Annotated in this window: 12 protein-coding genes; 7 read left to right on the top strand and 5 right to left on the bottom strand. The window is 59.7% G+C overall.

The annotated features are described in order from the left end of the window. Positions 1 to 57 precede the first annotated feature (57 nt). The 5 genes from WM42_RS11250 (at position 58) to WM42_RS11230 (ending at position 6,050) form a co-directional block, all read left to right on the top strand. Positions 58 to 636 carry a TetR family transcriptional regulator gene (locus WM42_RS11250; RefSeq protein ID WP_061923383.1) on the top strand — a complete coding sequence of 193 codons (579 nt, stop codon included), beginning with the start codon at positions 58 to 60 and terminating at the stop codon, positions 634 to 636. Between the two features lie 14 nt (positions 637 to 650). Further along, on the top strand, positions 651 to 2,822 hold the full coding sequence (gene glgX / locus WM42_RS11245) for a glycogen debranching protein GlgX (RefSeq protein WP_062038295.1): 2,172 nt from the start codon (positions 651 to 653) through the stop codon (positions 2,820 to 2,822). Positions 2,823 to 2,857: 35 nt separating this feature from the next. Beyond that, the gene (locus WM42_RS11240) at positions 2,858 to 4,219 is read left to right on the top strand and encodes a 3'-5' exonuclease (protein ID WP_062038292.1); all 1,362 of its coding nucleotides are present in this window, start codon (positions 2,858 to 2,860) and stop codon (positions 4,217 to 4,219) included. A gap of 93 nt (positions 4,220 to 4,312) precedes the next feature. Further along, positions 4,313 to 4,978, top strand: a complete 666-nt coding sequence (locus WM42_RS11235; protein WP_061923393.1) for a hypothetical protein — start codon at positions 4,313 to 4,315, stop codon at positions 4,976 to 4,978. Between the two features lie 46 nt (positions 4,979 to 5,024). Continuing rightward, positions 5,025 to 6,050 (top strand): GTP pyrophosphokinase, encoded by a 1,026-nt coding sequence (locus tag WM42_RS11230; RefSeq protein WP_061923395.1) that lies wholly within the window; start codon positions 5,025 to 5,027, stop codon positions 6,048 to 6,050. Here the strand turns inward: WM42_RS11230 and WM42_RS11225 are convergent. The 4 genes from WM42_RS11225 to ilvA are packed head-to-tail and all read right to left on the bottom strand — an operon-like array spanning position 6,047 to position 8,663. Continuing rightward, positions 6,047 to 6,433, bottom strand: coding sequence for an RNA-binding S4 domain-containing protein (locus WM42_RS11225; RefSeq protein WP_061923398.1), 387 nt, complete (start codon positions 6,431 to 6,433; stop codon positions 6,047 to 6,049). The genes WM42_RS11230 and WM42_RS11225 overlap by 4 nt on opposite strands. 14 nt (positions 6,434 to 6,447) lie before the next feature. After that, complete coding sequence (locus WM42_RS11220; protein WP_061923691.1) at positions 6,448 to 6,684, bottom strand: hypothetical protein; 237 nt, start codon at positions 6,682 to 6,684, stop codon at positions 6,448 to 6,450. 38 nt (positions 6,685 to 6,722) lie between these two features. Then, a complete protein-coding gene (locus tag WM42_RS11215) occupies positions 6,723 to 7,364 on the bottom strand; it encodes a YigZ family protein (protein WP_062038289.1) in 642 nt (213 codons plus the stop codon). A gap of 15 nt (positions 7,365 to 7,379) precedes the next feature. Continuing rightward, positions 7,380 to 8,663 (bottom strand): threonine ammonia-lyase IlvA, encoded by a 1,284-nt coding sequence (gene ilvA, locus WM42_RS11210; protein ID WP_062038286.1) that lies wholly within the window; start codon positions 8,661 to 8,663, stop codon positions 7,380 to 7,382. A gap of 219 nt (positions 8,664 to 8,882) precedes the next feature. Between ilvA and WM42_RS11205 the strand changes: the two genes are divergently transcribed. After that, the gene (locus WM42_RS11205) at positions 8,883 to 10,802 is read left to right on the top strand and encodes a choice-of-anchor I family protein (RefSeq protein ID WP_062038283.1); all 1,920 of its coding nucleotides are present in this window, start codon (positions 8,883 to 8,885) and stop codon (positions 10,800 to 10,802) included. A gap of 101 nt (positions 10,803 to 10,903) precedes the next feature. Continuing rightward, positions 10,904 to 11,404, top strand: coding sequence for a hypothetical protein (locus WM42_RS11200; RefSeq protein WP_062038280.1), 501 nt, complete (start codon positions 10,904 to 10,906; stop codon positions 11,402 to 11,404). 74 nt (positions 11,405 to 11,478) lie between these two features. Here WM42_RS11200 and WM42_RS11195 read toward each other — a convergent pair whose 3' ends face one another. After that, positions 11,479 to 12,693 carry a cobalamin-independent methionine synthase II family protein gene (locus WM42_RS11195; protein ID WP_062038277.1) on the bottom strand — a complete coding sequence of 405 codons (1,215 nt, stop codon included), beginning with the start codon at positions 12,691 to 12,693 and terminating at the stop codon, positions 11,479 to 11,481. Positions 12,694 to 12,721: the final 28 nt, after the last annotated feature.

Genomic DNA, 12,721 nt, shown 5'->3' with positions numbered 1-12,721 from the left:
TTATACACCTGCCGTGCCGCACGGATGCACCGACAGCCGGACGGGTAAGATAACAGCGTGCAATTAGACCGAGACCGTATTCTTTCGACTGCCCTCGAGCTCTTAAATTCCTACGGGCTCGCGGACGTTACGATGCGCAGAGTCTCCACCGCACTCGGCGTAGCGCCCGGCGCGCTGTACTGGCACGTCGCCAACAAGCAAGCGCTCATCGCCGCCATGGCCGAGAAAATCCTGGCGCCTGTTTCCGGCACGAGCCCGCTAAACGTCGCAAAGAGCCTGCACTCTGCCCTACTCAGCTGGCGCGATGGCGCAGAGGTTGCCAGCGCGGGCCTCGCCTACCCTGATTCCGGGACTTGGGAAGTACTCACCGAAAAGATCGCCGCCTCATTTAAGTCAGTCGAAGGCCACTGCGCCTTGGAAGCCGAGGTTCAGGCGGCGTCGCTAGCCATCGCGCACCTAGTCTTGGGCGCTACCCAGATGGAACAATCGCGCCAGCAGTTGGCAGAGTCAGCTAAGGCCACAGCCTCTGCAGACGCCGCGGATAAATCCCCCGTAGACCACCGCCCAGATATCCACCGCGGCGTCGAGATCATCGTAAACGGCCTGCGCAACCCGCTCGCGGGCACGGAAAATTAATTATGCTCTAGGGCATGACTGAAACCGCTGTCTGCCCTACCCAAGCCTGGCCAGGAAAACCCGCGCCACTAGGATCCACGTTCGATGGCTCCGGTACAAACTTCGCCATCTTTTCTGAAATCGCCGAAAAAATCGAGCTCTGCCTCATCGACCGCGAAGGAAAAGAAGAGCGCGTCGAGCTGAATGAAATAACAGCCCACGTCTGGCATGCCTACCTGCCCAACGTTGGCCCGGGCCAGCGCTATGGCTATCGCATCTATGGCCCCTATGACCCCGCCAATGGCCTGCGCTGCGATCCCTCAAAGCTGCTGGTAGATCCGTATGCTAGGGCCTTCGACGGCGATTTCGATGGCGACGCCTCCCTCTACTCCTATGACATCCACGCCGAAGAGGAAGGCACCGGCCGCAACACTGAAGATTCCCTCGGCCACACCATGCTTTCGGTGGTCATCAACCCCTTCTTCGATTGGGCCGGCGACCGCCGCCCCCGCACCCCTGATAATGAGACGGTCATCTACGAAGCCCACGTCAAGGGCATGACTATGCGCCATCCCGACGTGCCTGAGGAGCTGCGAGGCACGTACGCGGGCATGGCGCATCCAGCGATCATCAACTATTTCAAGGAGCTCGGCGTCACCGCCGTCGAGCTGATGCCGGTGCACCAGTTCCTGCAGGATGATCGCCTACGCAACCTCGGCCTCCGCAACTACTGGGGCTACAACACCTTCGGCTTCTTCGCTCCTCACCTGGACTATGCCTATGCCAAAAAGCCCGGCGAGGCCGTCGCGGAGTTCAAGGCCATGGTGCGTGCCTTCCATGAGGAAGGCATCGAGGTCATCCTCGACGTGGTCTATAACCACACCGCGGAGGGCAACCATCTAGGCCCCACCATCGCCTTCCGCGGCATCGATAACCACGCCTACTATCGCCTGGTTGATGAGGACAAGAGCCTCTACATGGACTACACTGGCACCGGTAATTCCCTTAACGTTCGACATCCGCACTCGCTGCAGCTGATTATGGATTCGCTGCGCTACTGGGTCACGGAGATGCATGTGGACGGCTTCCGCTTCGACCTGGCGGCGACGCTGGCGCGGGAGCTTGACGACGTCGACAAGCTCGCCACCTTCTTCGACCTCGTGCAACAAGACCCCGTGGTCAGCCAAGTAAAGCTCATCGCGGAGCCCTGGGACGTGGGCCATGATGGCTACCAAGTGGGAAACTTTCCACCGATTTGGAGCGAGTGGAACGGCAAGTACCGCGACACCGTGCGCGATTTCTGGCGCGGCGAGCCCGCCACCTTGGGAGAGTTTGCCTCGCGGCTTACCGGCTCTTCCGATCTTTATGGCAACAATGGCCGCCGCCCTACCGCTTCCATCAACTTCATCACCGCCCACGATGGATTCACGCTGCGGGACCTCGTCACCTACAACGACAAGCACAATGAGGAAAACGGCGAGGACTCCCGCGACGGCGAGTCCTTCAACCGCTCCTGGAACCACGGCGTGGAAGGGCCCACCGAGGACGAAGAGATAAAGAAGCTGCGCCGCCGGCAGGTGCGCAACTTCCTGACCACCTTGTTGCTTTCCCAGGGCACGCCGATGCTTTGCCACGGCGACGAGTTCGGGCGCACGCAGGGCGGAAATAACAACGTCTATTGCCAGGACAACGAGATTTCCTGGATGGATTGGTCGCTGCTGGAAGAAGAAAAGTCCGAGGCGATGCTGGGCTTTACCAAGCGTGTGCTCGCCATCCGCCGCGCGCATCCGGTCTTCCGCAGGCAGCGTTTCTTGGCCGGTGGCCCGCTGGGCTCCGACGTGCAGGACCGCGACATCGCCTGGCTGGTGCCCTCTGGCAAGCTGATGACGCAGGACGACTGGGACCATGACTTTGGCCGCGCGTTGATGGTCTACCTCAACGGCAACGCAATCACCGAGACCACTGCCCGCGGCGAGCGCATCACCGATGATTCCTTCATCATGATCTTCAACGCCCACCACGGCGAGATTGAGTTCACCCTGCCTACCAAGGACTTGGGCGCGCGCTGGCGGCTTATGGTCGATACGGCAGATTCCGGCGGCTACCCCGCGGAGGAAACCTACATTGATGCAGAGGGTACGATGACTGTTCAACCGCGCTCGACGCTGATTTTGCGCCAGGAAGAGCCGCCAGTCTTCGACGCTTAAGAAATTTTCCTCCGATTTTCCCGGAAAGGTAGTTCGTGTCTTTTCACGCCCACGCCACCCGCATCGATGTCACGAATAAGGAGCTTATTTTCCAAGCTTCTTTGCTTTCTGCTTGCCTGGGCAAGGCTAAACAGGAGCAGGTTGCGCTAAGCGACGTCACCGATGTCACCGTCTGCGCCCCCACCGCGGCGGGCTTTGGATACGTGGAATTAGGCGGCGTCGGCAAGCGCATTGCCTTTGCCCCCAATCAGGACGCGGCGGCTTTCGCGCGTGCGGTCGAGGCTGCACTGCGCGGTGAGGCGCCGGCGGAGGAGACCTCGGTCAGCGGGCTGAACTTCACCGCCGTTGATGTGGAAACCGCCAACGACGATTGGGGTTCGGTGTGCCAGATTGGTGCGGTGCGTTTCCGCGATGGGCAGGAAACAGAATCCCGCACTTGGCTGTGTACTCCCCCGCCGGGCCTTGAGAAGTTCGCCGATATCAACATCTCGATTCACGGCATTAAGCCTGCCGACGTCGAGGGTGCCCAGCCTTTTGCAGAGGCCGCGGCGGAACTTTTTGAGTTCATGGACGGCGATGTTTTGGTCGCGCACAATGCGCAGTTTGATTCCACCGCTTTGCGCCAGGGCCTGCTGAAGGCTGGCGGTTCGATTCCGGAGATCACCTTGGCATGTTCGCTAGCACTGGCTCGCGATGCCTCTTCTGCCGGCGTTATCGATGTGGTCAACCACAAGCTGCCCACGGTGGCTGCATTCTGTGGCGCCGATGACTTCCAACACCACGAGGCAACTGCCGACGCCCGCGCAGCCGGCGTCATCGTCGCGGACCTTGCGCGGCGCTTTGGACACGTGGGCTCGGTGGGTGAGCTCTTCCGTTCCCGCGAATTTAGCCTCGGCAAGTTGGATAAAGAGGCAATTCTGCCGGTACTGCGCGCGCATACCGCGCCTACCTCTGCGGCCGACCTTGGCGCTGGCACGGACTTCCGCGACAAGACCCGTAAGTCGGGTACTAAGACCGACGCAAAGGCCGGCGGAAAGGAAAAGAAGTCCGGCCGCGGACCCGCTCCGTGGCAGTCGGTAGCCACACCGGATACCATTCCGGACCCGAACCTCGATGCGGATCCGGAAGGCGCGCTCTTTGGCCAAAACGTAACTCTGACCGGTGACTTTGAGCCTTTCGATAAAGGTCTGCTCTGGAAGGGCATCGCTGAGCGCGGCGGCAAGATTGGCAAGAACGTCACCAAAAAGACCACCATTCTGGTCCTCGGCGAGTGGGCGACGAAGACCTCGAAGGAAAAGCGCGCCGAAGAGCTCATCGAAAAAGGCCAGGACATCGCATTGTGGCCGGCGTCGAAGCTGCTGGAAGAACTCCAGCTCAACGAGCAGCCGCCTTTTTAAAACTCTCCTACTCCGTTGGGAACCGATGGCGGGAAATGGCAGTCCAATTAGTGCAGAAAGTGAAATATTCGTTCTGCGGGGAGGACACACGCCATGACCACTGCCATTGCGCCGGAAAAGTTTGAGTCGCTAGATTTCGAGGCCATCGCCCTAGCGGGGTTGCTGCCGGCCCTAGCGCGCCGGAAGGACTTTTCGGGCGCTACCTTGACGGACCAGGGCTTTGGCGATACTCCCGCTGGAGTGCAGCTCTCCCGCCAGCTTTCGGTGCTATTCCTTCAGCGCGACGAGTTCGCAGACACCTCCGCACACGCTCCGCGGGCTTTTGTTTCGCATCGCACTATCAGCGGTTTCGGCTTGAGCACCCGCCAAGCGTGGGACTTGGCGGCAGCGAACCTGCAAAGGCGCGCTCTTACTGCCCAAGGACTGCGCTTTCGCACCCGTTGCGCGGCGGAGATTCTGCCGGGCTGCGAGGAAGGCATTCAAATCCAGGCCCGCGGCGCCGAGGCTAGTGCGTGGTTGGCGCATCCGCAGACTTTCAGCATCATGGACTCGCACCTGCGCCGCTTAACCCATGCAACAGCTCGGCAGACGTTGTACTACCTGGTTCCGGATCCCGCCACGGTGGTGGCCTTGCATGACTCGCCGCTAAAGCGCGTCCGGCACTGGTCACGGCGCTTAAACGAGCAAAGGCGCCTGCGCGGTGCGGTTCTTGCGCCCGAACCACTATTATGGGCTAACGGATTTCCTCTAGAAGCTTAGGGGAATAAACGCATGCTTAAGCAAAAAGTCAGGAGGTCGGTGCGGGGTGAAGGAGTCCGCCATCTCTCGGTTGAGCAACCAGTATCACGAGTGGGTTCGCCGGCATCCACGAGCAGAAGCAGACTTCAACGAGGCCATCGAGGACCTGCTTAACGACGCCGGCGTTATCTTCGACCGCGCCTCCGCCCGCGTCAAGCGCTGGCCATCGCTAAAAGCCAAGGCCAAAAAGCGCCACGCAAACGGCGAGCTTTATTACCCCAGACCCTGGGAAGACATCCACGACGTTCTCGGCGTGCGCATTACGGTCTTCCACTCCACCGCTATCCCCCAGGCGCTCGAGGTCTTGGGCGATTCCTTTGCGGTGGTGCGCTCGGTGGATAAGGCCGCAGAGACCCGCATTTCCGGCGGTTTTGGCTACGGCTCCCACCATTTAGTGCTGCGCGTGACCAACGCGATTGAAGAGCTCGCAGAGTACGAAGGCTGGACCTTTGAGGTACAAATACGCACCGCGCTGCAGCATGCGTGGGCAGAGTTCGAGCACGATATCCGCTATAAGCAAGGCACTGCGGCTCCTTCCGCGCAGGTTGACCGCCTCTTTACCTTGGCCGCCGGGCTTATCGAGCTGGCGGACCAGCAATTCGATCAGATTGCTGCGCTGAAAGATCCTTCCACGGATACCAGCGAAGACGTAGAGCTTTCCGCCGAGACCCTGCCCGGTGTCTTGGCTGTGTTGATGGGCGGGCGCTTCCCGCGCTCGCGTTCGGAGCACTACCGCTTCCTAGCAGAGATTTTGGAGCTCAACGGTGTGACCACAATGAGCCAATTGAAGTCGCTGCTGAATGCAGGTGACATCGCCTTCGTACACGACGCCATCAACTACCGCTTCCGCCCCGGCCAGGTGCGCCTCATCGACGACCTGCTGCTTAATAAATTTGGCAAGCAGCACGTGGAGGCCACTGCCCTTGCAGGAGACCGCAAAGACCGCAAGCGCCGCCTCAATGGCCGCTACAAAGCGCTGCAGAATTACCGCGCGCACTCCTCAAAGACGGAGAAAAAAGAGGCCAATAACTAGCGGAAGCCGCCGCGGAACTTTTCCATCTGGCGGCGTTCCTTCTTGGTAGGCCTGCCCGCGCCGCGCTCGCGGACTGGAACCGAAGGCATGAACTCCTTCGGCGGTGGCGGCGGCGCATGGTCGATGTAACACGCACGAGCCACCGGCGCTCCGACGCGCTTTGCCACGGTGGCTAGGACTTCCAAGTCATGCTCGTGGTGATTGCGCCAGATACGTACGCGATCTCCCGGAACCACCTGCTGGGCAGGCTTTACCGCATTGCCGTTGAGCTTTACGTGCCCCGCCTTCACCGCCTCAGCAGCCTCCGAGCGCGTCTTTGCCATGCGCACAGACCACACCCAGGCGTCGATACGGACGGGTTTTGAGTCAGGTTGGATCGGCATCTAAGCCTTCGGGTCTAGTAATTGTGGTTTTCGTTGACGATCTTTTGCACCTTGCGCCAGTTATAGGCACCGCCAACCACGGCGACGATAAGGCCCAAGGTCATAAAGACCCAGAAACCAGACAAGGCCCACCCAAGCAGCACGCCACCAGCAACGCCGCCGACCACGCTAACTACTCCGTTCCGGGAGTACTTACGAACCTGCTGCTTCTTCAGCTCGATCGGATTGTTGGGGCGTCGTTGCATAGTCATGGCGGCCATTCTAGCGCAGCGCCGACTTTCCCTCGCCCCTAGGCGCCAAGCTCCACCCAGGCGGTGCCGGCTTCGCTAGATTCCACCTCGCCCTGGGAAAGTGCGGCGAGCGTGGCATCCAAGTCTTCCCTGCCGCCGGGCTCGATAGCCAGAGTAAAGGTCACCGCCGCACCATATGCGGTATCAGTAATCTCATAACCACGATTGCGCAGCTCCGCTTCCACGCGGCCGGCCTGGGCATGGCTGAATTCGGCGGTATATAGCTCCCGCAGCGCCCGCGTGCTGCGCTCGACCAATTCGAGCGCCTCGCTGACCGAACCGCCATAAGCATGAACGAGCCCGCCCGCGCCCAACTTCACGCCACCGAAGTAGCGCACGACGACGGCACAGATATCCAGCATTCCCGAGCCTTTCAGCACGTCAAGCATGGGTTTTCCGGCTGTGCCGGAAGGCTCGCCGTCGTCTGAGGAGCGCTCCACTGGGTTGGCTTCATCAACGTGGTAGATATACGCCGAGCAATGGTGGCGGGCATCAGGGAAGCGTTCGCGCGCGGCGTCGATAAACCCACGCGCCTCACTCTCACAGGTCACTCGATCCACGAGCGTGATAAAGCGCGAGCGCTTAATCTCGAACTCATTTTCAATCTCGCCCGGAACGGGCCGTTCATAGCTGGTCAACACTGCGTGTCAGTCTACCTATGCCACTAGGAAGTCATATTCGGCGGTGCCCGGATGCAGCTGTTGGACGTGAATTTTGGAACTTTCCATGCGCTCAAGCAGTCCGTTCAGGTCCTCTGCACGCCCCAGCTCAAGTCCCACCAAGGCAGCCCCAGTCTCACGATTGTTTCGCTTCAAGTACTCAAACAGCGTGATGTCATCATCCGGGCCCAAAATATCCTGTAGGAAATGGCGCAGCTGGCCTGGTTCCTGCGGGAAATTAACCAAGAAGTAGTGCTTCAAGCCGCGATGCACCAGCGAGCGCTCCATGATTTCGGCATAGCGCAAGACGTCATTGTTACCGCCGGATATCACGCACACCACCACGCTGCCTGGCGCTAACTCCAGCTCGCGCAGACCTGCCACCGAAAGCGCGCCGGCGGGCTCGGCAATGATGCCCTCGTTCTGATACAACCCCAGCTGCTCGGTGCACACAGCGCCTTCAGAAACGCTGTCCCAGCGCACGCGTTGCCTATTTGCCTGCAGGATCTGGAAAGGCAAAGCCCCTACTCGTTTAACTGCAGCGCCGTCGACGAAGGGATCAACGCTTTCCAAGGTCACCGGCTCGCCTGCCGCGAATGCCGCGCTAAGCGACGCCGCGCCCTGCGGCTCAATTCCCACCACCTGGGTGCGCGGGGACATGTCTGCAAGATAAGAGGTCATTCCGGAGATCAGCCCTCCGCCGCCGACGGGAACCACCATGGTATCCAGGGACTTTCCCTGTGCTGACAGTTGCGCAAGCACCTCGGCAGCGACGGTGCCTTGCCCCGTAACGGTGTCACGCGCGTCGAAGGGCTCGATGAAAATGGCGCCGTGCTCGGCGGCGTCGGCGTGCGCGGCTGCGGCGGCCTCATCGAAGGTGGAACCGGTGACCACCAGCTCCACCATGTCTGCCCCATGTACCTTAATGCGGTCGCGTTTTTGCTTCGGAGTAGGTTCTGGGACGAAGATTTTTCCTCGAATGCCCATCGAACGGCAAGCATAGGCCACGCCTTGCGCATGGTTTCCGGCCGAAGCTGTCACGATGCCGAGGCGGCGCTGCTCCGCCGAAAGGTTTGAGATGCCATACAGCGCGCCGCGGATTTTATAAGAGCGCACGTCTTGCAGGTCTTCGCGCTTGAGATAAACTTCAGCGCCTATTTCTTGGGAAAGGCGCGGGCAATAGTGCAGGGGTGTGGGAGAAATTTCCGAGCTAATTCTCGCCTGTGCCATCTGAATATCGGAGGCATGGATGGGGCAATAAGCAGCGGAAGTTTCAGTCATGCGCCAAGTCTAGCGTGTCCGCTACCTCGAGGGATGCAATTATCTAATAATCGACCGGTTTACAGGAAGTTCACTCAGAACTTTCTGGAGCGTTAGGTGAAGTTAGCATGCGGATAACTTTCTCCAGCGAAGGTATTCGATGGTTTTCGCTGCGTTTTCTCGCACGAATTATCTCTCCTTCCTACTCTCTTCCTACTTTCTTCAAGGAATTCACAACTTATGTCTCAAGCTCCCCGTTTTTCTCTCCGCCGGCGCGCTACCGCAATTTGTGCGGCCCTCGTGACCAGTTTTTCGCTGGTTAGCCCCGCGCATGGCGCCATCGTGGCGAAACCGGTAGAAGAATCTGCCGCCGACGCCGGAATCAAGCTCTCCCCGCTGGGCACCTACGAGTCCGGGGTGTATGGCGAATCGGCCGCGGAAATCGTGGCCTTCCACGCCGCTTCCCAGCGCATCCTGACCGTCAACGCGGTATCGGGCGAGGTCGATATCCTGGATGCTTCCGACGCCGCGCACCCGCGCAAGGTTTCTACCGTCTCCGCTGGCGGCGACAAGGAAATCAACTCCGTCGCCGTCCGCCCTGATGGCCTTGCCGTCGCAGCCGTTCAGCAACAAGACAAGACCGAGCAGGGCGAGGCTCTCTTCTTTGACGTCAACTCGGGCGAGGAGTTGGGGCGTATTACCGTCGGAGCACTGCCGGATAACGTACACATCACTACCGATGGCGCTTACGCTCTGCTTGCCAATGAGGGCGAGCCTTCTAACGAGCTCAACGCAGCTGGCGATGACTACCTAAGCGATCCGGAGGGTTCCATCTCCGTCATCGCGCTGCCGCAGGATGTCGCAGCGCCGACGCAGGCAGATGCTCGCATCGCTGATTTCCGTTCTTTTGATAACACCCCGCTTCCCGCAGGCGTGCGCGTGTTTGGCCCGGAGGCACACGATGCTAGGCCTTCCATCGACTTCGAGCCGGAGTACATCACCTCCGCCGAGGGCAAGGCCTATGTGAGCCTGCAGGAAGCAAATGCCATTGCGGTCGTTGATATCGAATCAGCAAGCGTGGAAAAGATTCTGCCTGCCCACATCACTGACCACTCCCAAGTAGCCCTCGATACCTCCAACAAAGATGACGCCGCCGAGCTTCGCACCCTAGGGGTTAAGGGCTTGTCGATGCCGGATTCCATCGGCGCTTTCCAAACCAACGGTCAAACCTATTTCGCCACCGCAAACGAGGGCGACGCCCGCGAATGGGGCATCGATGAGAAAGATGGCGGTACGGGTGTCTACTCCGAGGAGGCCGAGCTGAAGGACCTCATTAAGGCAGGAAAGGTATGTGAGGGCGCGCTTGGCGACGCCAACCTCGACGAGCTTGCCAGCAAGAAAGTCGCCGGCAACCTGAAGGTCACCACGGCTTCCGGCTGGAATGCGGACAAAGAATGCTTCGATACGGTCTATAGCTTTGGCAGCCGTTCCTTTTCTATCTACGACGCCACCGGCAATGTTGTATTCGATTCTGGCTCCGAGTTCGAGGAAATCAGCGCCAAGCTACATGCCAAAGGCGTCTTAAACCACAACGCCGACAATAAGTCTGCGGAGTTTGATGATCGCTCTGACAATAAGGGCCCCGAACCAGAGGCACTTGCTGTTGGCAAGGTGGGCGATAAGACCTACGCATTCATCGGCGCTGAGCGTCTCGGCGGCATCTTTGTCTACGACGTCACCGACCCCGCAAATGCTAAATTCACCACCTACGTCAACAACCGTGACTTCAGCACCGATGAATTCTCCCAGGCCGGCGACCTAGGCCCTGAGGGCTTTGCGTTCGTAGACAAGGAGGACTCGCCAACCGGGCGTTACATGCTTATCGTCGGCAATGAGGTCTCCGGCACGACCACTACCTACGACATCGAAGACCTCGCCTCCGCAGACGAACCCGCGCGCGCCTCTTCCGGGGCTTCATCGCAAGGTTCTTCCCTGAGCTCGACCGGAAGCTCCGCGCATGGCTCCTCCGTGGGCGCGGCGCTGAGCATCTTCGCTTTGATCGCAGCGGTGGTCGGTGTGGCCTTCACACCGGGCCTACGTGACCAGATTCTCGGCTTCCTGCCTGGACATCTGCGCTCTGAACTGGAAAAATTCTTCTAGTAAAATTTTAGGCTCTTGATTCGCGCGAGCTTGCTACGGTAGATGAGTTATTAATTGCCTTCACTGGCTCCCGCGCCACACTCCAAGGAGAACTAATTCTCATGCGTCTTTCCACCACCATGGTCGCAGCTTGCACCACCGGTCTCGCTCTCATCACCCCTGTCGCCGCAAACGCCGCTCCAGCTGCTCCCACGCCAGAACTGTCCGCTGAATGCCAGGCCCAGGTAGATAAGGCTGTTCAGGACCACAAGGATGCTGTTGAGGCCGGCACCGCGGGTTCTTCTTTCATGGGCCCGAAGGAACTGGCTCTGGGTATCGTCAACGGCTACGGTTCCTCCGGCATGCCGGCAACCCCGCCATGCGTTGCTGCAGAAAAGGACGCCGCCGCTAAGGCCAAGGACGAGGAAACTTGGTCGAAGATGCCGGAGTGGGCACAGTCCGCTCGCCCATCTGAGGAGACCAAGGAAGTCTTCGCTTGGGTCTCCATCGCTCTGACTGGCGTCGCTGCGGTTGTCCAGGTTCTCGCAATGGTTGCTAAGGCTAACCCGGCCATCCTCGAGCCGGTCAAGCAGATGCTGCGCAACGCAGGCGTCAAGTTCTAAAATCCTTAAAGAAGCGGCACGCGCTCCTCACTTTCGCGGTGTAGGGCGCGTGCCGCTTTTCGTATGCGGAAGACCTATTCAGAAGGACTAAAAAGTTCGCGCGTGGCGAGCTCGGCGCCATCGACAAGCGCTTGTAGCTTTGCCCACGCAATCTGATAGTGCAGACGCCCGCCAAGGCCGCAGTCAGTCGAGGCCACGACGTTTTCCGGGCCAACGAGCTCCGCGAACTTGATGATGCGATCAGCCACGAGCTGTGGGTGTTCCACCGCATTGGTGGAATGCGAAACCACGCCCGGGTAGATGACGGTTCCCTCCGGCAGCTTGTGGTCCTGCCACACGCGCCACTCGTGGGCATGGCGCGGCGAAGCGCCCTCGAAGGAGAAACCACCGACCTTGGCCTGCAGAATCTCTTCGATGATGTCACCGAACGGGATGTCGGTGACATGCGGTCCATGCCACGATCCCCAGCAGATGTGCAAGCGGGTCTGCTCGCGCGGGATGTCCTTGATAGACTCGTTGAGCACCGCGATGCGCTCATGCAGGAAAGCCTGGAAGTCAGCCACTGACGGCTCCGGCACCACGCTATCCCAGGCCTCTGCCAGGTCAGGGGCATCGAACTGAACGGTCAGACCGGCATCGGTGATGGCCTTATACTCCGCCTTCAGGGCCTCACCGCAAGCACGAACCAGGTCGATGTCTTCCTCATAGAACTTGTTGGGAAGGCGCGCCGCCGAGCCCGGCGACAATGCCGCCACGAAGCCGTTGCTGGCCCCTGCCTTGCTCATCGCCTGCTTCAGCAAAGAAACATCCGCATCCACCTGGTCTTGGCCAATGTAGGTCACGGGACCGGTGAACTCTGGGTTCGCCACCTTCTTACGGCCGGTGAAAATGCCCGAGTCAGGGTCGTTATAGGCCTCCGCGAAAAGCGCTCTGTCTCGGCGATCCTTCATCGAAGAAAGGCGAATTTTACCTGGCTCCGAGCGGATCTTATCGCCGATTTCCCAGCGATCCTTATCGGTCATCGTGAGCCCGCCCAAACGGGTAAAAGAGTAATTCCACCACGCGCCATAGTCCACGGCACCTGAGGTGATATGGCCGTATTCTCCTTCGTTGAGGATGTCGATGCCCATATCCACCTGGCGCTTTACGACGTCGTCTACCGAGCGCTCCAGGATCTCGTGAAAGGCTTCGTCGCTAATTTCTCCGGCAGAACGCTGAAGGTTAGCCTCCAGCAGTTCCTCCGTACGCGGCAGCGAACCCACGTGGGTAGTGCGAATCTTGTTGACCATAAGTGCGTGTACCTCCGATTTTTCACTT

Origin of the sequence: Corynebacterium simulans, from assembly GCF_001586215.1 — a bacterium.
GTDB lineage: Bacteria > Actinomycetota > Actinomycetes > Mycobacteriales > Mycobacteriaceae > Corynebacterium > Corynebacterium simulans.
Note: the sequence above shows the minus strand (reverse complement) of the source record. Positions and strands in the feature narration are given on the sequence as shown.